Raw genomic sequence first — 26,369 nt, forward strand, 5'->3', positions numbered from 1 at the left:
AAAGGCAGTTAAGCATGTTGGCCTTTTTTATGCCATAGAAACCGGCGCGATAAAGTCGCAAGCTAAGCGTATTGAGTTATCCTGAGGAAACAACGATGAACGCAGAGATAAAACGCGGCTCGCTGGAGATGGTTGCCGCGATGCTGATTTCCGGCACCATTGGTTGGTTTGTGCTGATGTCGGGCCAATCGGTAGTGAATGTGGTGTTCTGGCGCTGTGCGGTGGGGGCGCTGGTATTACTGGGCATTTGCGCGGCGCTGGGCCAACTGCGGCGTGACAGTTTGACCCGTACCACGCTATTGGTGGCGATTGCCGGTGGCATTGCGCTGGTGGTCAACTGGCTGCTGCTGTTTGCCGCTTATTCCTATGCGTCGATCTCCATCGCTACGGCGGTGTACAACACCCAGCCGTTTATGCTGGTGGCGCTGGGTGCGTTGTTCCTCGGTGAGAAACTGACTGCCCGTAAACTGTTATGGCTGGTGCTGGCGTTTATCGGCATGATGCTGGTGGTGTTGGCGCAGCCGAAGCAGGCGGGCGGACAGAACAACTACCTGATGGGTATTCTGCTGGCGCTGGGGGCGGCGTTTTTCTATGCCCTGATGGCGCTGGCCGCCAAACGGCTGAAAGGAACGCCGCCACATCTGATTGCGCTGATCCAGGTGACGGTCGGCGTCGTGATGCTGCTGCCGCTGGTGGATTTCCATGCATCGGCCAATGCCGGGCAATGGGGCATACTGCTGACGCTCGGGGTATTGCACACCGGGTTCATGTACGTGTTGCTGTATGGCGCGATCCAAAAGCTGCCGACCAACCTGATCGGCTCGCTGTCGTTTATTTATCCGATTGCCGCCATGCTGGTAGACCGGCTGGCGTTTGGCCATCGCTTGGTGGCGCTGCAGTTTGCCGGAGCGGCCATTATCCTGCTGGCAACCGCAGGCATGAACCTGCTGGGTGAGCGCCGCGTGCGGCTAACGGCTGCGCCAGGCGGCAAGCAGGTACCTGAACAGTGATTTGCCGGGCTGGCTTGTAAGCTGATTTTTGACAGTCGTAAATAGCCTTACCCCTGCAATAACGCCTCAAACGCCGCGCTGGCCGGGCATTGCGCCAGCGCGCTGTACATCACCAGTCGTAAATGATTTTCCTCATCGACAATGAACGAAGCATGTTCAAAAGTCACCTGGCCGACCTCCGGCACCTTGAAAGTACGCTGCCCCTGGCAACGACCGTGAATATCATGCTGCTGCCACAGTTGGCGGAACTGCGGCGACACTTGTTCCAGTGCCTGCACCCGTTGCTGCATGGTGGCGTCTTCCGGCGCGCGGGCGTAGTCGCGGCGAAAGCTGGCCAGAACCTGAGGCGCCTGTGCCTGCCATTCCACCAGGCGCTGGTTGAGTTGCGGATCGGCGAACAGCATCCACAGCATGTTGCGCTGCTCCGCCGGGCGATCGCCGATGGCGAACAGCAAATCCGCCGCCGGGTTCCAGGCGATGATGTCCCAGCTCAGGTTCATGACGTAAGCCGGCCGCAGTTGCAGGTCGTCCAGCAGGCGGCGCACCAGCGGCGAAACCTGACACCACTGATGACCGACCGGTACCGGCGGGCGCTGATGCGCCAGCAAAAACAGATGGTAGCGCCCGGTCGCGTCCAGCTTCAGCACCCGTGCCAGATTCTCCAGAAAATCCACCGAGGCATTGATTTCTCGCCCCTGTTCCAGCCAGGTATACCAGGTGAGACCGACGCCTGCCAGAGCGGCCACTTCTTCCCGTCGCAGCCCCGGAGTCCTGCGCCGGGTACCACTCGGCAGACCTACTGCCTGCGGCGATAATTTCTCGCGCTTTTGACGCAGAAAATCCGCCAGATCCTGGCGGGTGCGGTTGAGAGTACGCGGCGGCATAGTGGCTGTCCTGTTGCTGTTAGTAATAGTATAACTGGCTATATAGTAACAGTTTAAGACATGTTCCATACTGCCGCCATCCCAATCTCTGGAGGTCATTATGGAACAGTCATTAGCGGGGGACGATCGTCGTCTGTCGGGGTTGCCGGTGTTGTTACTGGGCGGTTTTGTCACGGTGTTCGACCTGTTTGTGGTGAACGTGGCAGCACCGGTGATCCAGCAACAATTCGCCGCTGATTTTGCCGGCCTGGGTCTGATTATTGCCGGTTATGAGCTTGCATTCGGCGTGTTGCTGATTGCCGGTGGGCGGTTGGGCGATCGCTTTGGTCGTCGTCGCATGTTCAGTCTCGGCATGTTGGGCTTTACGTTAACGTCTGCGCTGTGTGGCTTGGCGACCTCTCTGAGCATGTTGATCGTAGCGCGCTTTTTGCAGGGGGCGACGGCGGCGCTGTTGTTCCCGCAGATCTATGCGTTGCTGCGCGTGTTGTATGGCCCGCAGCGGCGGCGGCGGGCCTTTGCCTGGCTGGGTATGACGCTGGGGCTGGCGGCGATTTTTGGTCAGATTTTCGGTGGCTTTATTATCGAAGCCGATATCTTCGGCAGCGGTTGGCGAATGATTTTTCTGATCAATCTGCCGGTGGGAGCGCTGGCCATGCTGGCGGCGCGGCGTATTCCCGAATCACGTCTCGAACAGGCGCAGCGGCTGGATGGCGTTGGCCTGCTGTTGGCAGCAACCGGGCTGTTGCTGCTGCTGGTTCCGCTGCTGGAAGGGCCGTCGCGTGGCTGGCCCTGGTGGGTGTTGCCTACGCTGGCGCTGGGTATAGCGGTGCTGTGGGCCTTTATCCGCTGGGAACGGCGGTTGGCGCAGCGTGCGGGGGACGCGGTGCTGGATCCGGCATTGCTGCGGCAGGGGAGTTTTACCCCGGGCGTGATGGTGGTGCTGGCGATTTACTCGACCGCCTCTTCGTTTTTTCTGTGTTTTGCCCTGCTGTTGCAGGCGGGTATTGGCCTGACGCCGTTTCAGGCCGGCAGCCTGTTTGCACCCGCCAGCGTGGCTTTTATGCTGGCCTCATTGCTGGCACCGACGCTGGTACAGCGCTGGGGCAATGGCGTGCTGGCGCTTGGCGTGGTGATTTACGCCACCGGGATGGCACTGCTGGTGGCGCAGGTGCTGTGGGGCGCGGCGCTGGTTCAGCCACTGTGGCTGTTGCCGGGGCTGGTTGTTCTGGGTTTTGGTCAGGCACTGAGTATGACACCGCTGCTTAACCTGGTGCTCGGACTGGCAAAAGAACAACAGGCGGGGATGGCGGCCGGGGTGATTTCCACCGTTCAACAGGTGGGTGGGGCGTTGGGGATTGCCGCCAGCGGCGCGTTTTTTGTTCCCTTGTTGGCGGGCGGCGCGGGCGCAGAGGGTTATGGGCGGGCGTTTGCCGGGGCCATGGTTTACAACCTGCTGGCGATGGCCGTTGCCCTGGGGCTGCTGAGGTGGATCATCCAACAACAGCGCAAAGTGGATCTTTAGTAAAGCTGTGGCGGGTGTTATTGCTATTCATCCACCCGATAACGTTGAAGGATGCCTGACGTCATGTACCAACCCGCCTCATTTCGCGATGACAGCCTGGAAAGTCAAATTGCTCTGGTACGTGCCCACCCGCTGGGCATGTTAATCAGCTACGGTGAACAGGGACTGGTAGCGGATCCGCTGCCGTTTTTGATTGACGCCGATGAGCAGGGCAATATTGTGTTGCGGGCGCACCTGTCCCGCACCAATCCCCATTGGTCCTTGCTACAGACCCTGCAGGAGTGCCTGGTAGTGTTTCAGGGGCGTGAGGGCTATGTCTCGCCGGGCTGGTATGAAACCAAGCGTCAGACCGGCAAGGCGGTGCCGACCTGGAATTACAGCGTGGTGCAACTGCGCGGTGTGCCGCGGGTAACGGAGGACGCTGGCTGGTTGCGACAACAGCTGGACGGGTTGACGGCGTTGCAGGAAGGCCGCCAGCCTGAACCCTGGCATATCGGCGATGCTCCGGCCAATTATATCGCTGCACAGATCCGGGGCATTGTCGGTATTGAGATCTCCGTGACTCACCGCGAAGGCAAATGGAAGATGAGCCAGAACCGCAACGCCGAAGATGTCGAGGGGGTGATCGCCGCGCTGCGAGCCGGTGATGTTGACCAGCAGCAACTGGCAGATGAGGTTGAGCGGCGGCGTGGATAAGGTATGCTGGCTCCAGACTGAATCAGGGGAAAGCAGACCATGGATTACACCAAAATCATTAAAGAGATCGGCCGTGGCAAGAACCATGCGCGCGATCTGGATCGGGAAACCGCCTTTCAGCTCTATCAAAAGATGCTGGCCGATGAGGTTGGCGAATTGGAACTGGGCGGCATCCTGATTGCCATGCGGATTAAAGGCGAAGCCGAAGAGGAAATGCTCGGCTTTTATCAGGCGATGCAACAGCAGGTGATCCGCCTGCAGGCTCCGTCTGGGCGACCGATGCCGGTAGTGTTGCCGAGCTATAACGGCGCGCGCAAACAGGCGAACCTGACGCCGCTACTGGCGCTGTTGCTCAAACGCGTCGGTCTGCCGGTGGTGGTACATGGCGTGCTCGATGACAGCACCCGCGTCACCAGCGCCGAAACCTTCCAGGCGTTGGGCCTGCCCTGGTCGCAAGATGTTGCTCATGCGCAGCAGCGCCTGGATGCAGGTGAAGTCGTGTTTATCCCGGTTTCCACCTTGTCTGCCCCTCTGGAGCGTCAACTTGGCCTGCGCTGGCGCATGGGGGTGCGTAACAGCGCCCATACCCTGGCCAAACTGGCCACCCCGTTTGCCGAGCAGGATGTGCTGCGTATTGCCAGCGTGTCGCACCCGGAATACGTCGGCCGTGTGGCCTCGTTTTTCCGCCAAATCGGCGCTCGTGGGCTACTGATGCACGGTACCGAAGGCGAGGCCTATGCCAACCCGCAGCGATGCCCACAGATCCATTACATGGTTAACGGCGAGCAGCAGGTGCTGCTGGAACGACCAGTGCAGGATGAAATTCCCGAGCTGCCGGCGGCAAAAGATGCCGAGACCACCGCGCGCTGGACCGAACGTTGCCTGGCGGGTGAGGTGGCGGTTCCGCTGGCGATCCAACGCCAGATTGCCTGCTGCCTGCTGGCCGCCGGTGAGGTTGACACCCTGGAACAGGGTTTGGAACGTTTACGCAGCGCGTAAATCCCTTGGCTATACTGGAACACTTCGCTATTCGGCTGAAAGGATGGTTATGCAACAGGCTCTCGATTACTTCAATCAATTGAATCAGGATTATCTTGAGGTTCACCGCACCAAAGAAGATCTGTTCTGGCACAACTATATGGGCACCGGTGGTGACGATGTTTCAACACACTTTTCGGCGGCGGAAAGCGCTTATAAACGCTTTATCGCCGAACCGCGTCGATTGGCGGAAATTCGTCAGTTGCTGGCTGGGCTGGAAGTTCTGCCGCAGGACGCACAGCGCGATGCGCTGCAACATGGGCTGAATGGCTGGCTGCGTTTCTTTGACTGTAACGCCATTGAAGATGCCGAGGCCCAGACGCTGCTGGATCAAATCATCAGTGCCGAGGCGGACTTGTATACCCGGCGCAAGGCCAACCCGGTCAGCCATCTGAATGCCGCCGGGCAGCGGGTGAACGCCTCGCTCGGTGAGTTGCTGACCAACCAGGCCACCAATGAAAATGAAGACCACCGCCGCAGTTCGCAGAATGCGCTGCGTGAGCTGGAACAGTGGCTATTGCACAACGGTTTGCCGGAGCTGATTAGCCTGCGTAACCGCTTTGCGCGCCAGATGGGTTTTCGCAACTATTTCGACTACAAGGTCAACAAAACCGAGCGCATGACGCCGGAGCAGTTGTTCACCATTCTGGATCGTTTTGAGCAGCAAACCCGCGAGGCCAATTCACGCAGTCTGCAGCAGTTGGCGGCGCAAAAGGGCGAGCAGGCGCTGCAACCCTGGAACGTGCGCTTCGCCAGCGCCGGTGACGTGACCCGACAACTGGATCCTTACTTCCCGTTTGCCCAGTCGCTTGAACGTTGGATCAACAGCTTCAAAAGGTTGCACATCGGTTTTCGTGGCGCGCAGATGGATCTCGATCTGTTGGTGCGTCAGGGCAAGTATGAAAACGGCTTTATGCACGGCCCGGTACCGCCGTTTATCCAGCAGGGGAAATGGCTGCCGGCGCGGATTAATTTCACCAGTCTGGCGCAGCCGGATCAGGTGGGCAGTGGCGCTCATGGGCTCAATACGCTGTTCCATGAGGGCGGCCATGCTGCGCACTTTGCCAATATCTGCCAGAACGCACCCTGCTTCTCGCAGGAGTTCCCGCCGACCTCAATGGCCTATGCGGAAACCCAGTCGATGTTCTGTGACAGCCTGCTGGACGACGCCGATTGGCTGAAACGCTATGCGAAAAACGCCGCCGGTGAGCCGGTGCCGGACGCGCTGATTGAGGCCAGTATTGCGGCACGCCAGCCGATGCGTGCGTTCAATGAACGTCATATTCTGCTGGTGCCTTACTTTGAATGGGCGCTGTATCAGTGGGATGAGCAACAGCTGACACCAGAGGCGATTACCGCACTGGCGCGCGAGGTTGAGCACAAAATTCTGGGCATTAGCGGCAGCCCGCGTCCGACGCTGGCGATCCCGCATCTGTTGTCGCTGGAGTCGGCCTGTTCCTATCAGGGGTATCTGCTGGCACTGATGGCGGTCGAACAGACGCGCCATTTCTTCTTGCAGCGTGACGGCTATCTTACCGATAACCCGGCGATTGGCCCGGATCTGGCGCACCACTACTGGCTACCGGGTAACGGTGTCAGCCATGATGAGACGCTACGCAGCCTGACCGGCGAAGGCTTTAACCCGGACTATCTGGCGCAGGCCTGTAACCAGACAGTGGCGCAGGCGTGGCAGGATGCTCAGCAGACCATCGCTGCTGCCGCTGCCCGGCCGCAAACGGCGGCGGACTTCGACCTGGCAGCGCATATCCGCGTGGTGGATGGCGAGCAGGTGCTGGCGGATAACGCCGAGGGCGATGAAAAGATGTGCCGTGACTTCGCCGCAGCGATTAACGCACGTCTGGCCTGAAATCGCTGAACAAGCCCGCCGCGTGTCTGCACCGGCGGGCTTTTTATCACCACCCGTGAGCGATCAGCGCTTCTGCGCATCCGGGCGGGTCATGTCGAAACGGTGCTGTTCCGAGATGCCATAGTAGGCGCTCGGCCCACCGGCACGCAGAATTGGTTCGGCGGCGGCAGTCTGATAGATGCCGTGTTCGTCCAGCAGCGCGGGATCGATATGCACCGCCACCACTTCGCCCAACACCAGCCAGGTATCCACCTTGTCACCCGCGGCGCTTTGCAATTGAATGCACTGCGACAGGCGGCATTCAAAGTTAACCGGGCTTTCCGCTACGCGTTCGGCCTTCACCAGGCGGCTGGGCAGCGGTGTCACGCCGGCAAAAGCAAATTCATCTTCACCGCGCGCCAGGCTGGCGGAACTGTTATTCATGGCATTGGCCAGTGGACGCGTCGCCAGATTCCAGACAAATTCCCCGGTTTCGACGATGTTCGCCACGCTGTCTTTCCAGCCGCTGCTGGCGAAGCCGATGATCGGCGGACGATAATTGAAGCAATTAAAAAAACTGTAGGGTGCCAGGTTGCGTTGGCCGGTGACGCTGACCGAGGAAATCCAGCCTATCGGGCGCGGGCCGACAATGGCGTTCAACGGATCGTGTGGCAAACCATGGCCGGCGGCGGGTTCATAGTAATAACGGGACTCACTGCTCATAGGTGGCCTGAGATAGGGGAAACAGAGCTAATATTTTGACGTGTTTCCCGCCGCCTGCAAGTTTGTCTTCGCTTTATGGTATCTTACGCGCCAGAAATACCTTTAAGAGAGCCCGTCACGGTGGAAAAAAAGAAAAGCTTCCCGCAGCAGAAAAGCGGACTGCACCCGCGTAACCGTCATCGCTCACGCTATGACTTTCCGGCGCTGATCGCCAGCTGCCCGGCGTTGGAGCCGTTCGTCAAGCCGAACGCCTGGGGCGATATCTCGGTAGATTTTGCCGATCCGGCGGCGGTTAAAATGCTCAACCGTGCGTTGCTGCAACACTTCTATGGTATCGAGCACTGGGATATTCCCGCCGATTACCTGTGCCCGCCAATCCCGGGGCGCGCCGATTACCTGCACCATCTGGCCGATCTGCTGGCGACCAGCAACGACGGTGAGATCCCGCGTGGCAAAGGCGTGGCGATCCTTGACGTGGGCATTGGTGCCAACTGCATTTATCCGATCGTAGGCCTGCGCGAATACGGCTGGCGTTTTACCGGTTCAGAGATTGACCCGGTGTCGCTCAATTCGGCCAAAATGATCGTCGAAATGAACCCGACGTTAAGAAACAGCGTGCGCCTGCGCCTGCAAAAACAGCCGGAGTTTATCTTTAACGGCATCATTGGTGTGGCTGAGAAGTTTGACGCTACGCTGTGCAACCCGCCATTCCACGGCTCCGAGCAGGAAGCGCAGGCCAGCACCCGCCGCAAACTGCACAAGTTGGGCAAGGGCGAAGTGGCCGACAAGCCGGTACAGAACTTTGGCGGCAAGAATAACGAACTGTGGTGTGAAGGCGGCGAAGAAGCCTTCGTGCGTAAAATGGTCGAAGAAAGCGTCAGCAAGGCGCAGAACTGCCTGTGGTTCACTTCTTTGATATCCAAACACACCACTTTGCCGTCGATTTATCACGCGGCGAAGTTGGCCGGGGTGGCGGAAGTGCGCACTATCGAGATGGCGCAGGGGCAAAAGATCAGCCGCTTTGTCGCCTGGACCTTCCATGACGCCGAGCAGCAGGCCGCCTGGGCGGCAGAACGCTGGCGCTAATTTTCCAGGCGCCGGTTATTTAACCGGCGCCAATAATACTTCGCGTTTTCCTTTCAATTTCTTCAACTTGCGTTATTCTCAATGCGGCTACCATAATAAAAATCCTGATTTAATTATTTATTCAAAAATTAATAGTTACTTTACTGAATTGATATATTTATCCCGGTTAGCGTTATCTGTCTGGAGAATTAGGCCTGCCTGTTTCTCTGGTTGATGCGCGCCTGCGTGTGGGCGCGGCGTGCGTAAAAATAAAATGAGAAGCCATTGTTCGCTAAATCATCTGCCAGAAGGATTTTTACCCTATGCTGTTACGATTCAGTCAGTTAAACACCCACAGCCGTGCGGAATTGAACGCGATAGAAAATGCCGTTGCCATGATTGTATTTAAACCCGACGGCACCGTGCTGCGAGCCAATGATTTATTTCTGCAAACTATGGGATTCCAGAGCCAGGAAGTGATCGGCCAACATCACCGTATTTTTTGTGACCCGCAATATGTTACGAGTACGGCATACCGTAAGCACTGGGAAATGTTAAATCATGGCAAGCCGATTACCGACAATATAAAGCGCATTCGCAAAGACGGTGAAGTTGTATGGCTGCAGGGTACCTATACCCCGGTATTGAACAAGCAGGGGCGGGTGATGGAGATCGTCAAGATTGCCAGCGTGGTGACCGAACGCATTACCCAGGCACAGGAACATCAAAGTTTACTGGCAGCGTTAAATCGATCTATGGCGATGATCACTTTCAACGCACAGGGAAAGATCCTCGACGCTAATGACAATATGTTGAATCTGATGGGTTATCGGCTGGAGGAGGCACGCGGACAGTCGCATGCGGTGCTCTGCCCGCCAGAATTTGCCGCCTCTGACGATTACCGTCAGCACTGGCAACGTTTGGCTCGCGGTGAGTTTATCACCGGGCGTTTTGAGCGGGTAAATCGTCGTGGGGAGCGAGTCTGGCTGGAGGCCAGTTATAACCCGATCCTCAACGAAGATGGGCGGCTGGTGAAAGTGGTGAAGATTGCCCAGGACATTACCCGGCTGATGATCCAGCAGCAGCACGAGGAAGAGATGGTTCGCAATGCGCACCATCTTTCTTTGGATACCGACAGAACCGCGGCGCAGGGGGCGGTGATCGTGCAGCAGGCGGTGGCGGGCATGCAGCAGGTGGAAGCGGCCGCACGCGATACTTCCGCCGTGGTCAGCGAACTGGGCAAAGGATCACAGCAAATTGGTGCCATGGTGGAGTCAATCCGTAAAATTGCTTCTCAAACCAATTTGCTGGCAATCAATGCTTCTATTGAGGCCGCGCACGCGGGGGAACACGGGCGCGGTTTTGCCGTGGTCGCCAACGAAGTGCGTACTCTGGCAGAACAGTCCCGCCAGGCGGCGACAGAAATCGAAAGGATTACCAAAGCGATTCAACAGGGCGTGGCGGCGGCGATTGCCGGAATGGCGGTCTGTGTGGAGCAAGCGGGCGGTGGCGTTGCCCTGACGCATGATGCCGGTGAGGTGATCAATCAGGTGAATGTGGGTATGCAGGACGTGGTGAAACTTATGCAGACTTTCACGTCGGTTAAACAAGAAGGTGCATTGCACTGATCGCCCCTGCGCTAGCCCTGGCAACGGGGTTAGCGCCTTTATCGCTTTACTATTCTCCTGATTGTTTATCTTTGGTTCAAACTCGCCGGTTTGACATTCTGTATGCTACAACTAAAAGTGAACGAACGTTCGTTCACTTTTAGTTGTTTTGAACATCGCTAGCCACATTTCAACCGCGAGACAGAACCATGGGAAACCGAGAAAAAATTGTTGATGCCGCATTGCATAGCTTTACCCACAAGGGGTTTCACCAGACCAGTATGCGAGATATCGCACTGGCAGCGGGCGTCAGCGTGGGCAATCTTTACAATCATTTTGCTGGTAAGGATGATTTGATTGGTGAAATCGCGTTGCTGGAGAATGCGTTTTTCAGCGAGTTTGCCGCACAGTTGACCGCAGGGAAACATCTACCAAAGCAGGCGCTGTCCGACTTTTTCAACGCTTATCACGCTTTTGTGTCTGCACCGGACAGCGTGCAATTGTCGGCAGAGATTGTGGCGGAGGTTGCGCGTAATCCCACCCTGGCGGAGCGATTTGATGCCAACCAGCAGCAACTGATGGATGCACTGGTGCAGGTTATCGTTCTGGCGCAGCAGGCTGACGAGATTGCGGTAGCGTTGGATCCGCGCGAGCTTGCCCAACTGATTCTGGACGTGATTGAAGGCCAGGCCTGGCGGCAGGCGATTTTCCCTCGCAAGGCGTCGACGGTGGCCAATCACTTGCTGGAACAGTTGATTTTCACGCAAGGGTAATGGGGGCAAAATGTTTGATATACAACCTTACCGCGAATCCTGCCGATTACAGACGGCAGCGTTGATTTACTCTGCCTTCGATGACAAATTTCAACGCCAGTGCGGGCTGAGCGCACGTCAACAATGGCGGTTGTTTTACTGGCTGTGGAGCTGGAAACAGAGCACCAGTCAGGAACAGAGCTTTGTCGTTAGGCGAGCGGGTAAGGTAGTGGCAGCATTTGGGCTCAAGTCAGCGGGGCGACTGGGTAATTCTGCGTTAAGGGAACGCCCGTTGCCAATCCTGCGTTTGTGCCGCCGTTACGGCATGCTGAACTTTTGGCGCATGTACCTGCAAATCGTGACGTTACAGCATGATCCTGCTGGCGGTGAACTGTATCTCTCCTACCTGGCGGTGGATGAAAAGCAGCGGGGCAAAGGCGTGGGGAAAATGTTGATCCAATGGATAACGGAGTATGCGGCGGCACAGCGGCCTAACCGTTGGCTGCGTTTGCACGTGAGCCAACAAAATACCGGCGCACGGCGGCTGTATCAACAATGTGGTTTCAACATCGGTCGGCGGGAGAGACATGCTTCGCTGTGGTTGCTGTTTCGCCAGGCAAACTGGCTGCTCATGGAGAAGCGCATCGGGGAAACACGATGAAAAAAATAGTCGTTTCTTTACTGGCACTGTTTGTGGTGGCGTTAGGCTGGGTTCTCAACGTCAATGACTATCAATATGTCACAGAACCGGTTCGGTTGGCCGCTGGTGGGAACTCACTTGCCGGTACGCTGGTGCTGCCGAAGAACATGCAGGGGAAGCCGGGGGTGATTGTCTTTGTTCATGGTGATGGCCCTGCCAATGCCAGCCGTGACGAAGCCTACTACAGTATTTGGGAAAGCATGGCTGAACAGGGCTATGCCGTTTTATCTTTTGATAAACCGGGTGTCGGCGGCTCTTCTGGCAATTGGTTGCACCAAACCATGAATGACCGGGCAAAAGAAACGGCGGACATTATTGACTGGGCCAGAAAAGACGGACGCTTTAACCCGCAATGTGTCGGGTTGTGGGGCGCAAGCCAGGCGGGTTGGGTGATGCCAGAAGTTGCACGACTGCGGCCCGATATCGTTTTTACGTTGGTGATGTCTCCGGCGATCAACTGGTTAACGCAAGGGCAATATAACACCCGAGCGGAAATGGAGGCTGCAGGTATTGATGAGCAACGAATTCAGGAACGCGAAGCACAGGGGAGGCGCGTGCTGTCCTTGTTAAAACAGCCGGACGGTTACACGCAGTACCGCAGAGAGTATGGTGCTGCGGCGGCCTTGAGTGCCGATCGCTGGCAGTTTATTCGAGCCAACATGGCCAGTGATGCCACTGCGGGGTTGAGCCATTACAAAACACCGGTACACCTGATGGTGGGGGGGCGTGACATTAACGTTGACGCGAACGAAACTGAACGCGTTTACCGGCAAGTCATCTCCGCCGATCTGTTGACGGTGATGCGAATCGAGCAGGCTGACCATGCCATGGTCAAACCGCTGTTTGTGCGTTACCCGTCGTTGATCAAGATTGTCGGCCTGTTTGCGCCGCGATCGATACAGTATGACGCTTACCTGCAGGATGTGGCGGCGTTCCTTGCCGCCCACCCCTGCACGCCGCGGTGATGATTGTCAGGACGTTTCCGGCGGCGTTCCCGCGTTCGGAGCATAAGAAAGCTGCATGGCCTGTTGTGGCATGGCGATATCGGCCTGGTCGAAATGCATTTTTACCAGGCGATCGAGCGCGTACTGCACCACCCACTGTTTCAACGCCTGGGTGCGAACGGTGACCCGGGTGGTGAAGGAACGGTCACCCAGCGCGACCACGCCGTTGAATACCGGTTCGCCGACCAGAAAATGTTTCACCTGATCGTCTTGTTTCAATGCATCAACGGCCTGATGCAGCACTTGATGGACATGATCGATGTCTTCGTCGCGGCTAACGCTGTAATTGGCTCGGTAGACGCCAAATTCGCGGGCATAGTTGGCCAGCGTGGTGATCGAAGAAAAGGGAACGATGTGATACACGCCGTAGTCGTCCCGCAGACCGATTGAACGGATAGTCATGCGCTCCACCGTGCCGGTAATACCGCTGACGGTGACATATTCGCCGGTATTCATGCCGTTTTCGAACTGGATGAATACGCCGGTAATCACATCTTTCACCAGCGTTTGCGCCCCAAAGCTGATAGCCAGCCCCAGTGCTCCGGCACCGGCCAGCAGGGGCGCAATGTTAATCCCCACCTGTGACAGCACAATCATGATGGTAATGGTGCTGATAACGATGGCCAGTACGTTGCGAAACAGCGTCAATAAGGTACGTTCACGCGCGCTAGGGCGAATACCGTTGCTCAGTTCCAATGCCAGGCGGTGTTCGATAATACTGGCCATCAGCGTCCAGCTGAACACGGCAATCACCACAATCAGCAGGATATGCACCAGCCCGCCAATGATTTTCTCGCCGTTTTCGCTGCCGGCCCACTGGTACAAATTGATCAGATGCCAGGCGTCAAACAGCAGCAGCGTCACCGCCAACACCACTATCACCCGAAGTATTTTCAACCCATTGGGAATATAGGAGTTAATGCGTCGTTCCAGCATTGGGTAGCGTCGGTTGACGTCATCCGGCAGTGAGATTCGTCGGAAAATCCAACGGGTCAGCATGCCGGAAAGCAGGGCGCCGAGGCCAACGACCACCAGGCTTTTCACTGTCGCGGTCATCATAAAGCGCAGGCTGTTGCCGATATCAAACTGCGACAGCGCAAATAACACCAGGAAATAGGCGATCGCCAGCAGGTGCCAGACGTGGCCCAGACCGCGCAAAATAATGCTGAAAAATGCCATGGATCGTTCGGCCAGCAGGTTGATTTGCCGTTGTATCGGTTTGCGGTTACGCAGGATCAGTGCCACCGCATACAGCGTCAGGGCCAGCATGATAATCAGATTGGCGGCCGCCGCAGCCGGATAGCTGATTTGCGTCGCCACTACCGGCACCACCACCATCAGACCGTAGCCAATCAGGCCGCTCAGCCAGGCGAGACGCTGGTTCCAGTAGTGGGCGCTGGCATCGCTAAACGGGAAGGGGCGCAGATAATCGAAGTTGGGCGAGAAAATCAGCCGCAGTATCGCCTTGAAGAATTCGATAACCGCAAAGGCGCTAAGAAACAGGGTTTGCAAGCGCAGGATGGTCGCGCTGTCGGCATTAACATGGCGAGCAAGCAGGTTGCCCGCCGCCAGCGCCAGCAGCAATACCAGCAGATCGACGGCGAAAGCGCCGAGGATGGCCGTCGGCAATTTATACCACGGCCCCTGCTGCAATTTGGCGTTGTGTCCCCAACTGCCCATGCGTTTGTACAGCGGGTGGACCAGCCGACGGATCAGATGGAAGATGGCGAAGGTCACCGCGACCGTCAGCAGAAAGTAGCCCAGGGCGCGGAAAAAACTGTCGGGATTAAAACTGCGTTTTGGCCCCGAGTCGATCAGCTTTTGCAGCGAGTTCAGCCTTTGGTTAACGCTGCTGATGCCCCCTTGTGCCAGATTGCTCAGATTATCGCTCAGCGACTCTGGCGTTTCTGACGCTTCTGTTTTCGGCGGGCCGTTGGCAGATTGATCTGCTGCCTGTCTGAGGTGGCCGATCAGCGCGGCGCGGGCCTTATCGTCTTGCAGAATATCCGCCAGTGCGGCGTAAGAGGCTTTTTGCTGTTGGCTTTGGTCAACGGGGGCGGTTTTCTGCGCGGATTGCGCCATCGCCAATGGGGAAACTGTGCAGGCTATCAGCAGCAGTAACAGGGGAAACCAGCGTTCTCGCAGATGAGAACCTAATCGGGAGTATGCGGTTGCGGGCATTTATCCTCTCTTGGGGCTCTGTAAATCGGCGGATTAAAGACAAATGTTAATAAAAACAAGCAATATAGTAGGAAATGATACGAGGCGGGGAGTGGGAACGCGTGCTAAATAGAAACGGCGAGCGCTGAGTGCGCCCGCCGTTGAACAGGATAAATCAGGAAACGTGCTGCAGGAACTCTTTCAAACGCGGGCTTGGCGGGTTGTTGATCAACTCGTGAGGGTTGCCGTCTTCCGCAATCCGTCCCTTATCAATAAAGATCAGCCGTGACGCCACTTTTTCGGCAAAGCCGACTTCGTGGGTGACGATCACCATGGTCATGCCTTCTTCCGCCAGATCCTGCATCACCTTCAGCACTTCATGGCGCAGTTCCGGATCAAGCGCAGAAGTTGGCTCATCGAACAGCATCATTTTCGGCTTCACCGCCAGCGCACGGGCGATAGCCACGCGCTGTTGCTGGCCACCGGAAAGCTCTGAAGGATAGTGATGCGCACGTTCAGCCAGGCCAACTTTTGCCAGCAGGTCGCGTGCCAGCTTTTCCGCATCCGACTTTTTCAGTCCGCGCACGCGGATAGGGCCAAAGGCGACGTTTTCCAACGCGGTCAGGTGTGGGAACAGGTAAAACTGTTGGAACACCATGCCGGCTTCCTGACGGATCAACCGATCGTCAACCTTGGGATCGTTAGCTTTCAGGCCGTCGACGATCAGATCGCCGCTGGTGATCTCTTCGAGCTTGTTGATACAACGCAGCAGCGTAGATTTACCGGAGCCGGAAGGCCCGATAATCACCACCACCTCACCCTGGTTAATTTTCAGGTCGATGTTGTGCAGCACCTGGGTTTGCCCAAAATGCTTGGAGACGTTTTTAAATTCAATCACAGGATTTTCATCCTTCTTTCCAGACGACGCAGCACGAAGCTCAGCACCAGGGTAATAATCAGATAAATAACCGCCACGGCGCTCCAGATTTCCAGCGCGCGGAAGTTACCGGCAATAATCTCCTGCCCCTGACGGGTCAGTTCCGCCACGCCGATCACGATAAACAGCGAGGTGTCCTTAATGCTGATGATCCACTGGTTACCCAGCGGTGGCAGCATGCGGCGCAGCGCCAGCGGCATAATGACATAACGGATGGTTTCACGGCGTGACAGGCCTAATGCCAGGCCGGCCTCGCGGAAGCCGCTATGAATCGACAGCACGGCACCACGGGTAATTTCCGCAATATAGGCCCCGGAGTTGATCATAATGGTGACCACCGCCGCGCTGAAAGGATCGATGCGTAAATCGCTGAACGCCATCGGCAGGGCGAAGTAGATAAACATCACCTGCACCACGATTGGTGTACCGCGAATAACTTCGATGAATACCAGAGCCACGTGGTTGGCAATCCAACCGCCGTAGGTACGGGCAAAGCCGGCAACCAGGCCGATGATCAGGCCGCCAATCAGACCGAGGACCGAAATCCACAGGGTCATTTTGGCGCCTTCTAACAGGATGGGGATGGCGGGCCAGATGGCGCTCCAGTCGAACTGCATGGTGTTTTCTCCCGGTGATCCCAAACGTGGGAATCAGATGCAACAAAGCGCAGGGGCTAAGACACCACCCCTGTGCTCAAGTGAATCAGTGACTGACTTCATCCGTTATTTAGGTTCGGTACCGAACCATTTTTTGTAGATTTCGTTGTAGGTGCCGTTGTCGCGCAGCGTTTTCAGCGCGCCATTGACCTTCACGCGCAGCTCGTCACTGCCTTTCGGGAAGGCGATGCCGTATTGCTGAGCTTCCAGTGATTCACCCACGGTTTTGAACTTGCCGGCGCCGGCAGTTTTGATGAAGTACAGGATGTTTGGCGTGTCGTGCAGTACCGCATCTGCACGCTTGGTGCCCAGTTCCATATAGGCGTTATCGATGTTCGGGAACTGACGCAGGTCTTTGGTTTTGATGTGTTGTTTGGCGTAATCAACGGAACCGGTGCCGCTCTTCACCGCCACCACTTTACCGTTCAGATCGTCAATGCCCTTGATGTTGTTGTCGTTGGCATTAACCATCACCAGCAGGCCGCTTTTGTAGTAGCCGTCGGAGAATTCGATGGCTTTTTTACGTTCTTCAGTAATGGTGATACCGGCCAGCGCCAGATCGATGTTTTTGGTTTGCAGTGCCGGGATGATGCCGCTGAAATCCATTGGTTTCAGGGTGTAATCCAGTTTCAGTTCTTTGGCGATAGCGGCCCACAGGTCGATATCGAAGCCAACGTATTTATCGCCTTGTTTGAACTCAAAGGGAACGAATGCGGTATCGGTAGCGACGACCAGTTTATCTGCTGCGTGGGAGCTAACGGCAAAGGCCAGCGAAAGGGCGGCCAGGGAGACTTTAAAAATTGACTTCATGAGAGGAATTTCCTGTACAGGTTGCGGATTACCCATTTTTTATATTGCAGTTGGTGCCATGAAAGAATCGTGCCATCTTTTCAACTACTATAAAAACAAAGAGTTGTGGTGTGATGTTGTGTTTGAAGATCGAATTATTATTTTTATGCACCAAATTGAGGCCCCAAAATAGTGCTCTGGGTTGCCTGTTGGTGCACTGGCCTATCATTAACCAAATAACGGGGCTGAAACAACCGATAGTTAACAGTTTCGCTTCAATACTGATAACTAACTCTAACTTTTGTGCCGCAAGGCTGTTGCATCTGGTGCAGGAGTGTTCACTGAAAGGGCTTTGGGTGGCACGTTGTTAACGCAGCTGGCTGTCTTTGCTGCCGCGGCGGTTATATAAGCTGCTCGCCGCCTGTTTTTTATCCAGCTCGGTTTGGCAGGTCAGGCAATAGCGCACGCCTTTCAGCGCTTGCCGACGGGCTAAAGGAATTTCTTCTCCGCATTCCTGGCAATAATGCTCGCTTTCACCCCGGCCCAGCGCCTGTCTGGCACGCTGTACGGCGTCATCCACGGTAGAGTCGATTTGATCCTGCACGGCACCTTCTGCCGCCCATCCGCTTGCCATAGTCACCTCACTATCGTGGCGAAGCTCATCGCCTGTTTTATCTACTATGGGCGGTTTTTTGAGCAATTCAAGCCACGTGAAAAGAAAAACAGGCCGGGGCGAAAGCCCACAGCCTGCTGAGTCCCGCGATGCGGGCCGTTTTGATTGGTACTATCGGGTTTATTCGATGTTGGACTCGATAAACCACAGGAACTTGTCCAGATCGCGGGATGCGGCAGTGAACATATCCGCGGTATCTTCATCCGCCACTTCAGTAATGGCCTTGCGAATGTCATTGGCCACGGCACCGTAGCGATCGGCCAGCGCTTTCAGGTGTTCCTGCACGCTGTGGATATTGGTCGGATAGCTTTTCAATGGGGTCTTATCGTTCACAACCTGCACGGTGCCCAAGGCGACGCCGCCCAACTGTACGATGCGTTCAGCAAAAGTATCCTGATGATCGATGATGGCCGTACGGAACCCGTCCAGCATTTCATGAACGGCAATAAAGTTGGCGCCGCGCATGTTCCAGTGGGCCTGTTTGGTGATCAACGACAGATCGATAAACTGGATAACCTGGCGGTTCAGCGCCTTGATGGCGTCCAGCTTGGTTTTTTCGTCCATGTCATTGCGAGTGTAAAGCAGCTCAGAAGATTTCGTTTTAACCAGTTTAGCGGTACTCATATCAGATCTCCTCTTGTTGTGACGTAGTCCTATTTTGGTACGGGATTAATTATAGCAATGATATGAATTTTTTCAGGCCGAAAATGGCTATTGGATAAATAGGGAGTAACGAATTGAAAATGATAAATAATAAGAGAAACTTAACGAGTATAAATTGTTTTTTATTTAAGGTATTGATTTTTATTTCTTTTAATTTTTGGTGTTTGACTGGCTGTTTGCGGGTGTAATAATTTATAAATGTAATTTATTACATTGTTCACTTTTATTTTATTCGGATGAATCTGTTTTTAAATTTAAGCTCCAGTGTTGCAGCTCTCAATAGAGTGACGAGAGAGCCGGCCGAATCGACCGGCTCACCGGTCACAGCAACAGGGTGTAATGCATCTTGACCACCGCTTTTTTGATCGGCATCGGCGCATTCAACTGGCATCCGACCTGATGCGGTTCATGAGGGAAAAAGATGGCGTACATGCCCGGAAACATCGTCAGCGTCTGGCGATGACGGATGATGTCCAACAGTTGCAGATCCTGAGCTTCGTCATAGGGCAATTCGCTTTGCCAGTCCCCCAGCATGCCGTAATCAATACGTTCCTCACCGCTGATTAACAGATGTATTTCGGCATATTCCTGATGCAGCACTGCACGTCGCGTTTCTGCCAACCCGGTGGTTAGCGTCATCACTTCCATGAAAATTTTTTCACCGTCAATCTCATGCCGGCCCAGTGCCAGCTCAGGCAGATCGTATTGACGAAGGGCGGTGAGGGTTTCATTCAGTATCGGTGACAGCCCACGGCCATAGCGTGGGTTAAACAGAGTGTTATAAATCACTTTAATTCTCCATGTGTTGAACCCTGTCGGGTTCGTTTCCATAAAAACGTGGGGATATTGCGCGGAAAAGTATGCCTGTTTGCCATTGTGAAAACAGTTAACCCGCCTGCATTCCGCTTTTGGCAAATGCAGGCGTAGCCGATCCTCAGGACAGCTTTTCGATTTGCGGTTTTGGCTTGATGGTTAGGGTAGCGCCCATCGAGGCCGCGATGATCGCTGCCAGTGCCAGCCATTGTACCGTTGTCAGGTGTTCATTAAGGAATAACATGCCGGAGAGGGCTGCCAGTGCAGGCTCCAGGCTCATCAGGGTGCCGAAGGTGCGCGCCGGAATTTTCGGCAATGCAATAATTTCCAGGGAATAGGGTAGCGCCGTAGACAAAATGGCTACAGCTAATGCAATGGGCAGGATGTCGACATTCAGCAACGCGCTGCCGGTTTGCCAGGCACCTATCGGGCAGAACACCACGGCGGCGATCAGGGAACCTACTGCCACGGTGCCGGGGCCATGGTCACCACCTGCTTTTTGGCCGCAGATAATATAAACCGCCCAACAGGCACCGGCACCCAACGCACAGGCCGCTCCAATGGGATCGATACTGCCCATGTCATGACCCAGCGGTAACAGGAACCATAATCCGGCAATCGCTAATGCGACCCATAGAAAGTCGATCGGACGGCGTGACGAGAACATGGCGACCGCCAGCGGCCCAGTGAACTCCAGGGCGACAGCGATGCCCAGCGGCAGGGTGCGCAAAGAAAGATAGAACAGATAATTCATCGCACCCAGCGTCAGGCCGTAGATAAACAGTGGCAGACGGCTGCCGGCGGCGAAACGCATGCGCCATGGGCGGAAGATAATGAACAGGATCAGCGTGCCGATACTCAGGCGCAGCGTGGTGATGCCTTCAGCGCCGACCAGCGGGAAAAGGCTTTTAGCCAGTGAGGCACCGGTCTGAATCGACACCATGGCAATAATTAATAAACAGACAGGCACCAGCGTGGAAGACGCTTTAGCGGTTGCAGACGAGGACATCCTTAAGAGCCTTTTATGGGTTTCCCACTACCAGGGAAGACCGTCGATATTCGGATGATGGCAGTGTAAATGAAATGAGGTAAATGTGTCTGAGAAAAGCGTTCGCAACGGAGAAAAGCGCCAGATTTAGGACGGCCGACTAGGTTTTATGCTCAAAAAGTGCGCTTTTTTTAAGAATCATCTGGATTTTAAATAGGTGATTATTGTCACAGAAACGCGTAGAATACGGCTCGAAAATAGAGCGAAAAGAAGAAGATACACTGTTCTTGAAATCTAATGTTACACGATATAAAGCATTAGACACTCATTTTAAGGCAGAGTTTCACGCTAATTTTTGTTATATTTTCAATGCATGAACAAATGGATTTACTTAAAAATATAACGCGTTTGAGGTGGTTATGAAAAAAATTGCATGTCTTTCCGCAGTAGCAGCCTGTGTATTAGCAGTAACCGCAGGTACCGCATTCGCTGGCCAGAGCACCGTATCCGCAGGCTATGCGCAGGGTGATCTCCAAGGCGTTGCCAACAAAGCCGACGGTTTCAACCTGAAGTACCGTTACGAGTTCGACAACAACCCACTGGGTGTGATCGGTTCCTTTACCCACGTGGAAAAGAACGGTTCTGAGAACGGTTACTACGGTAAAGCTCAGTACAACTCTATCACTGCTGGTCCAGCTTACCGCTTCAACGACTGGGCAAGCATCTACGGTGTAGTTGGTGTTGGCTACGGCAAAAACATCGACAACGCCCAAAACGGTTCTGACCGTAACGGCAGCAGCGACTACGGCTTCACCTACGGTGCTGGCCTGCAGTTCAACCCAATCCAGGACGTAGCTCTGGACGTGGGTTACGAGCAGAGCCGTATCCGCAGCGTTGACGTTGGCATCTGGAGCGTTGGCGTAGGCTACCGTTTCTAAGATTTCTCCACGCCTACGGGTGTGAGCGTGTGGCGCAATTGGCCGCATCAGATAAAAATCCGCCCTCGGGCGGATTTTTTTTGCCTGTCATTCGGCGCGGGTAGCTACTTACCCAGTTTCTGTGCCGGCTCTGACGAAAAGCGTGCGCTGCGGGCATCTCGCTCATAGCCCTGTGGCTGGGTGAGAATACCGTACAGCGCGGGCCGACGGCCGTGGATCCAGCGGCGTCCGGTACTGAGCGGGATCAGCGACAGATCCAGTTCCGCCGTGACCATCTGATTTTCCGCCGCCCAGGTTTCCGCCAAAATACGGCCATAGGGGTCGAGGATCATCGCATTGCCGGTGCGGACCTCGTCGTCATCGCGCCCCACACCATTGCTAAACAGAACAAAAAGGCCATTGTCATGAGCGCGAGCCGGTAACCAGCGCAACAGCCAGCCGCGGCCATGTTCGCCACGAAATGCTGCCTCTATCGCCGCCGGATTTGTCTGCCGCTGCTGCCAGACTTCCAACGGTATTGGCTTCATACCATGCGGGCTACGGGAATGGGTGCCGCCCGTTTGATGCGGAGCCAGCAGGACTTCAGCCCCCAGCAAAGCGGTCGCACGCACGTTCTCTACCAGGTTATTGTCCCAGCAGATCAATACTCCCATCCGAACCCCCCATGGGGTGTCAAACACGGTGAAGCTGTCGCCGCTGGCTATCGCCGGGTGCTCAAAGGCGTGCAATTTTCGGTGTACGTGAAGCTTGCCGTCGGGCAGGCAAACCGCGTAGGCATTGTAATATTTGCCGTCTTCACCCTGTTCGATGAGCCCAACACCGATCGCCATGTTGTAGCGCTCCGCCAGCGGACGAATACGCGCCAGCGAAGGGCTGGTGGCAATGGGTTCGGCCAGCGCGCCAATTTCGCCGGCGCTGAGGTGTCGCACGTGCCAATAGCCGGTAATGCACATCTCCGGGAAGGTCAGCACCTGGATTTGTTCGGCGGCGGCGCGAGTGATAAAGCCCTCGATCACCGACAGGTTATAATTTTTATCGTTGGCGCGATGCTGGAACTGCACCGTCGCGGCGCGCAGAGAGTTTGTCATAAGGTTACCTTTGGTCGTTGTCTGGCGTTGATTACAGCAAAGCTATTGATTACTGTATAATCAATTAAATTCTTAATTTGATAACCAAACGGAATGGATATTCGACAACTGCGCGCCTTTGTGGTGCTGGCTGAACAGGGCAATTATCACCTGGCGGCAGAACGGCTGTGTATCACCCAGCCGGCACTGAGCAAACAGATCCAGGCGCTGGAAGCGCTGCTGGGTGCCCGGTTGTTTAACCGTGGTCGCCAGGGGGCACAGCTCACCGCCAGCGGACAGCGACTCTACCCCGAGGCACAGGCGCTGGTGGGGCAGCATTTACAGTTTCAACAGCGTGCTTTGAGGATCGTGCAAGGTGAGGCGGGGCGGTTGGCAATTGGATTCGGGCTGTCCAGTTTTCACCTTGCACCGCAACTGGTTGCCGCCTTCCGCCAGCGTTTTCCCGAGGTTGCCGTGGGGCTGGAGGATTTGCCTTCGGAGCGGCAGTATCAGCTGTTATTGCAAGGAGAGTTACAGGTGGGGTTCGTGCGGTTGCCGGTCAGCAAACCGCTGCGGGCCAGTGCGCTGCTGAGCGATCGGTTGGTGCTGGCGGCACCCGCAGCGTTGGCGCTGAAGGCGGAGGCGATCATCGGGCAATTCAACACCCTGCCGCTGCTGCAGCTGACGCCAAAACGCGGACGCGGTCTGAGCGAACAGTCGCTGCGTTTTATTGCCGCCCATCAACTGGTGCCGAATGTGGTGCAACAGGCGGGGGATATCCAGACGCTGTTGGCGTTGGTTGCCGCCGGCATTGGCGTTGCCCTGTTGCCGCACAGCGTCAGCCATATTATTCCGGCGGGTATCGATATTCTGCCGCTCAGCGGTGAACAGACCGAGTGGCAGGTCGGCATTGCCTGGAACCCGCAGCAGGCTGATGCGCTGCGGGATAATTTTATCCAGGTTGCGTTGGCCGCGGCGTCGGTGCGTTAACGGCCTGGTTTACAACGGGCAGTGCATCACCAGTATCGGGTTCTGATGGTACTCGCTGCGGTGGCTTTCGCTAAAACCGACCTTCTTCGCCAGCGCCACTGAAGGCTGGTTTTCCGGTGAAATAATACAGACCGCCTTATCGCCCGGTAAATGCTCTTTTCCCCAGGCCAGGGCCGCACGCAACGCTTCGGTGGCATAGCCTTTGCCCTGCGCCGATGTCACTAATGTCCAGCCCATTTCCGGGGCGTCGAGCGCCGGGGTGATATGCCGCTGGAAGTCAGAAAAGCCGATGCCACCGAGGTAAGCGCCGCTGACTTTATCGCGCACCGCCCAGTACCCATAACCTAATAGCGCCCAGTGCCCCACGTAACGCATCAGTCGGCCCCAGGAGTCTTCCCGATCTCTCGGCGTGCCGCCGATATAGCGCACCACTTCAGGATCGGCCCACATGGCGGCCAATGAGTCAAAGTCGTCCAGCGTATGGGCATCCAGGCGTAAACGTTCGGTAAGCAACTGCGGGGCGGTGGTGATAAGGGGCATTATTTTTTTTTCCTGCACAGAGCCAAAAGGGTCTGTGCAGTATGCCAGAGAAATTACACCGCCAGCCACAGCAACCAGGTGAACAGGAAACCACTGAGGCCGAGGATAGTGGTCAGTACCGTCCAGGTTTTCAACCCATCAGCCACTGAAAGACCGAGATATTTGGTGACGATCCAGAAGCCGGAATCATTCACGTGCGACAGCCCCAGCCCGCCGAAGCAGGTGGCGAGGGTAACCAGTACCAATTGCAGGTGATTCAGTCCGCTGACCGCTTCCGACAGTAACCCTCCGGTTGTCAGGATTGCCACAGTGGCGGACCCCTGTGAGGCACGCAGAGCCAGTGAGATAATAAACGCCGCCGGGATTAACGGCAGGCCAATGGTGGTCAGAACCTCCGCCAATGCCTTGCCCACGCCAGACTCCACCAGCACTTTGCCGAACACGCCACCGGCACCGGTTACCAGGATCACTACCGCGGCAGTGGGCAGCGCGCCACCCATTACGTCGCTGGTGTGTTGCAGGCTCCAGCCGCGGCGAATGGCCAGGAAATAGAACGCCAACAGCAGGGCGATCATCAGCGCCACCGCAGGGGAACCGATCAGCGATAAAGTGTCACGCAGTACCGAACCTGGCTCAAGCAGGGTGGCGGAAACGGTACCCAGCATGATGATCGCGATAGGAATGACGATCAGCGCGGCCACCAGCCCGGCCCCCGGAGGGTTGATGCGATCGCTTAACGGCGCTTTGCCTGCAGGAGCCGGCTCGGGGGCCGCCAGTTGCAACTGCTCCAGCACTTCAATCGACAACGGATAGGGCTTACGGTTCAGCCATTTAGCCGCGAAGTAGCCGATAACCCCGACCGGAATGCAGATAGCCATGCCGATAATGGTCAGCCAGCCGATGTCGGCGTTCAGTAACCCGGCAGCGGCCACCGGGCCAGGGTGCGGCGGCAGCGCGACGTGCACCGTCAGCATTACGCCGGCCATCGGCAGGCCAAATTTCAGCGGGGAAACTTTGGCCACCTTGGCAAAGCCGTAGATGATCGGCGCCAAAATGATAAAGCCGACGTCAAAGAACACTGGAATACCGAGAATAAACGCAGCGATGGTTAGCGCGGCGATGGTACGTTTTGGCCCTAAAGCCTGGCTGAAACGCTGGGCCAGCGACTCGGCCCCGCCGGAATGCTCGATCATTCTGCCAAGCATCGCGCCCAGACCGATAATAATGGTGACCGAGCCCAGCACACCGCCCATTCCGGCGGTCATCACTTTCATTACTTCGCCGGTCGGAATACCGCTGGCCAGCGCCACCAGCAGGCTAACCACCAGCAGGGCGACAAATGGCTGGATCTTGGCCTTGATCACCATCAGCAGAAGCAGCACTACGCCTAATGCGGCAATTATCAAAAGCAGGGAAGTGGACATGGGATAGCCTTTAATCGGGTAAGAGTCAGGCACCGCGATCGCCGGCTGGCGATACGGGTGCGTTTAATTTTTATATTGTTGCTGTCAGGTACGCAGGATCGGCCTGTTACAGGTAAGGTTTTATCCACCCCAGCCCGGCCCGGGTATCGCCACGCGGTTTGTACTCGCAGCCAATCCAGCCGGTATAACCGAGGCGGTCCAGTTGGGCGAACAGCCAGGGATAATTGAGTTCGCCGTCGTCCGGTTCATGGCGTTCTGGTACTGAAGCTATCTGAATATGGGCATAGCGCCCGGCCAGTGCAGCCATCAGACCGCTGATATTGCCGTCGACCAACTGCGCATGGAAAAAATCGAACTGGATAAACACATTCGGGCGATCGACGGCTTCGACCAGTTTTGCTGCCTGATGCTGGCTGGAGAACAGATAATTGGGCTTAACCTGCGGGCTGAGCGCTTCGATCAGTACCTTGATGCCGTGTTGGGCGAAGCTGTCGGCGGCGTAGCGGATATTACCGATAAAGGTATCGCGGTAGCGTTGCCAATCTTCGCCGGGCGGAACCACACCGGCCATGACGTGTACGCTGGGGCAGTTCAGCGCGATGGCATAGGCCAGAGCTTTGTCGATATCGGCACGCGCGGCCTGTTCGCGGCCAGGAACCGCCGCCAGCCCCCATTCTCCGGCATCGGCATTACCGGGGGCGGTATTAAACAGCACCTGCTGCAGGCCGTGGCGGCGCAGCTTTTCCGCCAGTAACTCGGCCGGATATTCATAGGGGAACAGGAACTCCACCGCGGTGAACCCTTCGACGGCCGCAGCCTCGAATCGCTCCAGAAACGGCAGTTCGGTAAACATCATCGATAAATTGGCAGCAAATTTTGGCATG

26 protein-coding genes are annotated in these 26,369 nt (G+C 56.0%); 12 read left to right on the forward strand and 14 right to left on the reverse strand.

The annotated features are described in order from the left end of the window. Positions 1-95: 95 nt before the first annotated feature. Positions 96-1,010 (forward strand): DMT family transporter, encoded by a 915-nt coding sequence (locus ACNT1W_RS09405; protein WP_419246690.1) that lies wholly within the window; start codon positions 96-98, stop codon positions 1,008-1,010. A gap of 47 nt (positions 1,011-1,057) precedes the next feature. Here ACNT1W_RS09405 and ACNT1W_RS09410 read toward each other — a convergent pair whose 3' ends face one another. Continuing rightward, entirely contained in the window at positions 1,058-1,894 is an 837-nt protein-coding gene (locus tag ACNT1W_RS09410; protein WP_259188101.1) for a helix-turn-helix transcriptional regulator, read from the reverse strand. 100 nt (positions 1,895-1,994) lie between these two features. Between ACNT1W_RS09410 and ACNT1W_RS09415 the strand changes: the two genes are divergently transcribed. The 4 genes from ACNT1W_RS09415 to ACNT1W_RS09430 all read left to right on the forward strand — a co-directional run bounded on the left by ACNT1W_RS09415 (position 1,995) and on the right by ACNT1W_RS09430 (position 7,017). Next, on the forward strand, positions 1,995-3,416 hold the full coding sequence (locus ACNT1W_RS09415) for an MFS transporter (RefSeq protein WP_419246691.1): 1,422 nt from the start codon (positions 1,995-1,997) through the stop codon (positions 3,414-3,416). Between the two features lie 63 nt (positions 3,417-3,479). Beyond that, on the forward strand, positions 3,480-4,112 hold the full coding sequence (locus ACNT1W_RS09420) for an FMN-binding negative transcriptional regulator (protein WP_419246692.1): 633 nt from the start codon (positions 3,480-3,482) through the stop codon (positions 4,110-4,112). Positions 4,113-4,151: 39 nt separating this feature from the next. Beyond that, positions 4,152-5,111: a DNA-binding protein YbiB gene (ybiB, locus tag ACNT1W_RS09425; protein ID WP_259188104.1), complete on the forward strand. Its 960-nt coding sequence runs from the start codon at positions 4,152-4,154 to the stop codon at positions 5,109-5,111. A 49-nt stretch (positions 5,112-5,160) separates the two neighbouring features. Further along, a complete protein-coding gene (locus ACNT1W_RS09430) occupies positions 5,161-7,017 on the forward strand; it encodes a M3 family metallopeptidase (RefSeq protein WP_419246693.1) in 1,857 nt (618 codons plus the stop codon). Between the two features lie 63 nt (positions 7,018-7,080). Here ACNT1W_RS09430 and ACNT1W_RS09435 read toward each other — a convergent pair whose 3' ends face one another. After that, positions 7,081-7,719 carry a flavin reductase family protein gene (locus ACNT1W_RS09435; protein WP_012005902.1) on the reverse strand — a complete coding sequence of 213 codons (639 nt, stop codon included), beginning with the start codon at positions 7,717-7,719 and terminating at the stop codon, positions 7,081-7,083. Positions 7,720-7,839: 120 nt separating this feature from the next. On the opposite strand from ACNT1W_RS09435, the gene rlmF reads away from it, so the two are divergent. The 5 genes from rlmF to ACNT1W_RS09460 all read left to right on the forward strand — a co-directional run bounded on the left by rlmF (position 7,840) and on the right by ACNT1W_RS09460 (position 12,808). Next, positions 7,840-8,805 carry a 23S rRNA (adenine(1618)-N(6))-methyltransferase RlmF gene (gene rlmF / locus ACNT1W_RS09440; RefSeq protein WP_017892114.1) on the forward strand — a complete coding sequence of 322 codons (966 nt, stop codon included), beginning with the start codon at positions 7,840-7,842 and terminating at the stop codon, positions 8,803-8,805. Positions 8,806-9,107: 302 nt separating this feature from the next. Beyond that, a complete protein-coding gene (locus ACNT1W_RS09445; protein ID WP_419246694.1) occupies positions 9,108-10,412 on the forward strand; it encodes a methyl-accepting chemotaxis protein in 1,305 nt (434 codons plus the stop codon). Between the two features lie 188 nt (positions 10,413-10,600). Next, positions 10,601-11,164 carry a TetR/AcrR family transcriptional regulator gene (locus ACNT1W_RS09450; protein ID WP_419246695.1) on the forward strand — a complete coding sequence of 188 codons (564 nt, stop codon included), beginning with the start codon at positions 10,601-10,603 and terminating at the stop codon, positions 11,162-11,164. Between the two features lie 10 nt (positions 11,165-11,174). Beyond that, positions 11,175-11,804, forward strand: coding sequence for a GNAT family N-acetyltransferase (locus tag ACNT1W_RS09455; RefSeq protein WP_419246696.1), 630 nt, complete (start codon positions 11,175-11,177; stop codon positions 11,802-11,804). Next, entirely contained in the window at positions 11,801-12,808 is a 1,008-nt protein-coding gene (locus ACNT1W_RS09460) for an alpha/beta hydrolase family protein (protein WP_419246697.1), read from the forward strand. Before ACNT1W_RS09455 ends, ACNT1W_RS09460 begins: the two co-directional genes overlap by 4 nt. A 6-nt stretch (positions 12,809-12,814) precedes the next feature. Here the strand turns inward: ACNT1W_RS09460 and ybiO are convergent, their stop codons facing one another. From ybiO to rhtA, 8 genes are all read right to left on the reverse strand, one after another. Beyond that, positions 12,815-15,028 (reverse strand): mechanosensitive channel protein, encoded by a 2,214-nt coding sequence (gene ybiO, locus ACNT1W_RS09465; protein WP_419246698.1) that lies wholly within the window; start codon positions 15,026-15,028, stop codon positions 12,815-12,817. Between the two features lie 154 nt (positions 15,029-15,182). Further along, positions 15,183-15,905 (reverse strand): glutamine ABC transporter ATP-binding protein GlnQ, encoded by a 723-nt coding sequence (gene glnQ / locus ACNT1W_RS09470; protein WP_012005910.1) that lies wholly within the window; start codon positions 15,903-15,905, stop codon positions 15,183-15,185. Continuing rightward, entirely contained in the window at positions 15,902-16,561 is a 660-nt protein-coding gene (glnP, locus tag ACNT1W_RS09475; protein WP_012005911.1) for a glutamine ABC transporter permease GlnP, read from the reverse strand. The genes glnQ and glnP overlap by 4 nt, the downstream gene beginning before the upstream one ends. Positions 16,562-16,666: 105 nt before the next feature. Next, positions 16,667-17,410 (reverse strand): glutamine ABC transporter substrate-binding protein GlnH, encoded by a 744-nt coding sequence (gene glnH, locus ACNT1W_RS09480; protein ID WP_012005912.1) that lies wholly within the window; start codon positions 17,408-17,410, stop codon positions 16,667-16,669. 346 nt (positions 17,411-17,756) lie between these two features. After that, the gene (locus ACNT1W_RS09485) at positions 17,757-18,023 is read right to left on the reverse strand and encodes a DksA/TraR family C4-type zinc finger protein (RefSeq protein ID WP_329906476.1); all 267 of its coding nucleotides are present in this window, start codon (positions 18,021-18,023) and stop codon (positions 17,757-17,759) included. Positions 18,024-18,182: 159 nt separating this feature from the next. Further along, positions 18,183-18,686, reverse strand: coding sequence for a DNA starvation/stationary phase protection protein Dps (dps, locus tag ACNT1W_RS09490; protein ID WP_012005914.1), 504 nt, complete (start codon positions 18,684-18,686; stop codon positions 18,183-18,185). 360 nt (positions 18,687-19,046) lie between these two features. Further along, the gene (gene nanQ, locus ACNT1W_RS09495; protein WP_115182938.1) at positions 19,047-19,514 is read right to left on the reverse strand and encodes an N-acetylneuraminate anomerase; all 468 of its coding nucleotides are present in this window, start codon (positions 19,512-19,514) and stop codon (positions 19,047-19,049) included. Positions 19,515-19,659: 145 nt separating this feature from the next. After that, the gene (rhtA, locus tag ACNT1W_RS09500; protein ID WP_012005916.1) at positions 19,660-20,547 is read right to left on the reverse strand and encodes a threonine/homoserine exporter RhtA; all 888 of its coding nucleotides are present in this window, start codon (positions 20,545-20,547) and stop codon (positions 19,660-19,662) included. A gap of 398 nt (positions 20,548-20,945) precedes the next feature. On the opposite strand from rhtA, the gene ompX reads away from it, so the two are divergent. Next, positions 20,946-21,464, forward strand: coding sequence for an outer membrane protein OmpX (gene ompX, locus ACNT1W_RS09505; RefSeq protein ID WP_012005917.1), 519 nt, complete (start codon positions 20,946-20,948; stop codon positions 21,462-21,464). A gap of 104 nt (positions 21,465-21,568) precedes the next feature. Here ompX and ACNT1W_RS09510 read toward each other — a convergent pair whose 3' ends face one another. Continuing rightward, a complete protein-coding gene (locus tag ACNT1W_RS09510; protein ID WP_112363860.1) occupies positions 21,569-22,552 on the reverse strand; it encodes a nitrilase family protein in 984 nt (327 codons plus the stop codon). A gap of 93 nt (positions 22,553-22,645) precedes the next feature. Here ACNT1W_RS09510 and ACNT1W_RS09515 point away from each other — a divergent pair, with 93 nt between their 5' ends. Then, positions 22,646-23,521, forward strand: a complete 876-nt coding sequence (locus ACNT1W_RS09515) for a LysR family transcriptional regulator (RefSeq protein WP_012005919.1) — start codon at positions 22,646-22,648, stop codon at positions 23,519-23,521. A 9-nt stretch (positions 23,522-23,530) separates the two neighbouring features. Here ACNT1W_RS09515 and ACNT1W_RS09520 read toward each other — a convergent pair whose 3' ends face one another. From ACNT1W_RS09520 to ACNT1W_RS09530, 3 genes are all read right to left on the reverse strand, one after another. Further along, positions 23,531-24,061, reverse strand: a complete 531-nt coding sequence (locus ACNT1W_RS09520; RefSeq protein ID WP_012005920.1) for a GNAT family N-acetyltransferase — start codon at positions 24,059-24,061, stop codon at positions 23,531-23,533. A 53-nt stretch (positions 24,062-24,114) separates the two neighbouring features. Further along, complete coding sequence (locus tag ACNT1W_RS09525; protein ID WP_115182937.1) at positions 24,115-25,485, reverse strand: GntP family transporter; 1,371 nt, start codon at positions 25,483-25,485, stop codon at positions 24,115-24,117. A 106-nt stretch (positions 25,486-25,591) separates the two neighbouring features. After that, the gene (locus ACNT1W_RS09530) at positions 25,592-26,368 is read right to left on the reverse strand and encodes an HPr family phosphocarrier protein (RefSeq protein WP_115182936.1); all 777 of its coding nucleotides are present in this window, start codon (positions 26,366-26,368) and stop codon (positions 25,592-25,594) included. Position 26,369: the final 1 nt, after the last annotated feature.

It is taken from the genome of Serratia sp. NFX21 (genome assembly GCF_048517035.1).
GTDB classification, from domain to species: domain Bacteria; phylum Pseudomonadota; class Gammaproteobacteria; order Enterobacterales; family Enterobacteriaceae; genus Serratia; species Serratia quinivorans.

What these genes read in the sequence shown, in the direction of transcription:
- ACNT1W_RS09405 (WP_419246690.1), top strand. Translation starts at nt 96, where the DNA reads ATGAACGCAGAGATAAAACGCGGCTCGCTGGAGATGGTTGCCGCGATG.
- ACNT1W_RS09410 (WP_259188101.1), bottom strand. Translation starts at nt 1,894, where the DNA reads ATGCCGCCGCGTACTCTCAACCGCACCCGCCAGGATCTGGCGGATTTT.
- ACNT1W_RS09415 (WP_419246691.1), top strand. Translation starts at nt 1,995, where the DNA reads ATGGAACAGTCATTAGCGGGGGACGATCGTCGTCTGTCGGGGTTGCCG.
- ACNT1W_RS09420 (WP_419246692.1), top strand. Translation starts at nt 3,480, where the DNA reads ATGTACCAACCCGCCTCATTTCGCGATGACAGCCTGGAAAGTCAAATT.
- ybiB (WP_259188104.1), top strand. Translation starts at nt 4,152, where the DNA reads ATGGATTACACCAAAATCATTAAAGAGATCGGCCGTGGCAAGAACCAT.
- ACNT1W_RS09430 (WP_419246693.1), top strand. Translation starts at nt 5,161, where the DNA reads ATGCAACAGGCTCTCGATTACTTCAATCAATTGAATCAGGATTATCTT.
- ACNT1W_RS09435 (WP_012005902.1), bottom strand. Translation starts at nt 7,719, where the DNA reads ATGAGCAGTGAGTCCCGTTATTACTATGAACCCGCCGCCGGCCATGGT.
- ACNT1W_RS09445 (WP_419246694.1), top strand. Translation starts at nt 9,108, where the DNA reads ATGCTGTTACGATTCAGTCAGTTAAACACCCACAGCCGTGCGGAATTG.
- ACNT1W_RS09450 (WP_419246695.1), top strand. Translation starts at nt 10,601, where the DNA reads ATGGGAAACCGAGAAAAAATTGTTGATGCCGCATTGCATAGCTTTACC.
- ACNT1W_RS09455 (WP_419246696.1), top strand. Translation starts at nt 11,175, where the DNA reads ATGTTTGATATACAACCTTACCGCGAATCCTGCCGATTACAGACGGCA.
- ACNT1W_RS09460 (WP_419246697.1), top strand. Translation starts at nt 11,801, where the DNA reads ATGAAAAAAATAGTCGTTTCTTTACTGGCACTGTTTGTGGTGGCGTTA.
- ybiO (WP_419246698.1), bottom strand. Translation starts at nt 15,028, where the DNA reads ATGCCCGCAACCGCATACTCCCGATTAGGTTCTCATCTGCGAGAACGC.
- glnP (WP_012005911.1), bottom strand. Translation starts at nt 16,561, where the DNA reads ATGCAGTTCGACTGGAGCGCCATCTGGCCCGCCATCCCCATCCTGTTA.
- glnH (WP_012005912.1), bottom strand. Translation starts at nt 17,410, where the DNA reads ATGAAGTCAATTTTTAAAGTCTCCCTGGCCGCCCTTTCGCTGGCCTTT.
- ACNT1W_RS09485 (WP_329906476.1), bottom strand. Translation starts at nt 18,023, where the DNA reads ATGGCAAGCGGATGGGCGGCAGAAGGTGCCGTGCAGGATCAAATCGAC.
- dps (WP_012005914.1), bottom strand. Translation starts at nt 18,686, where the DNA reads ATGAGTACCGCTAAACTGGTTAAAACGAAATCTTCTGAGCTGCTTTAC.
- rhtA (WP_012005916.1), bottom strand. Translation starts at nt 20,547, where the DNA reads ATGTCCTCGTCTGCAACCGCTAAAGCGTCTTCCACGCTGGTGCCTGTC.
- ompX (WP_012005917.1), top strand. Translation starts at nt 20,946, where the DNA reads ATGAAAAAAATTGCATGTCTTTCCGCAGTAGCAGCCTGTGTATTAGCA.
- ACNT1W_RS09510 (WP_112363860.1), bottom strand. Translation starts at nt 22,552, where the DNA reads ATGACAAACTCTCTGCGCGCCGCGACGGTGCAGTTCCAGCATCGCGCC.
- ACNT1W_RS09515 (WP_012005919.1), top strand. Translation starts at nt 22,646, where the DNA reads ATGGATATTCGACAACTGCGCGCCTTTGTGGTGCTGGCTGAACAGGGC.
- ACNT1W_RS09520 (WP_012005920.1), bottom strand. Translation starts at nt 24,061, where the DNA reads ATGCCCCTTATCACCACCGCCCCGCAGTTGCTTACCGAACGTTTACGC.
- ACNT1W_RS09525 (WP_115182937.1), bottom strand. Translation starts at nt 25,485, where the DNA reads ATGTCCACTTCCCTGCTTTTGATAATTGCCGCATTAGGCGTAGTGCTG.
- ACNT1W_RS09530 (WP_115182936.1), bottom strand. Translation starts at nt 26,368, where the DNA reads ATGCCAAAATTTGCTGCCAATTTATCGATGATGTTTACCGAACTGCCG.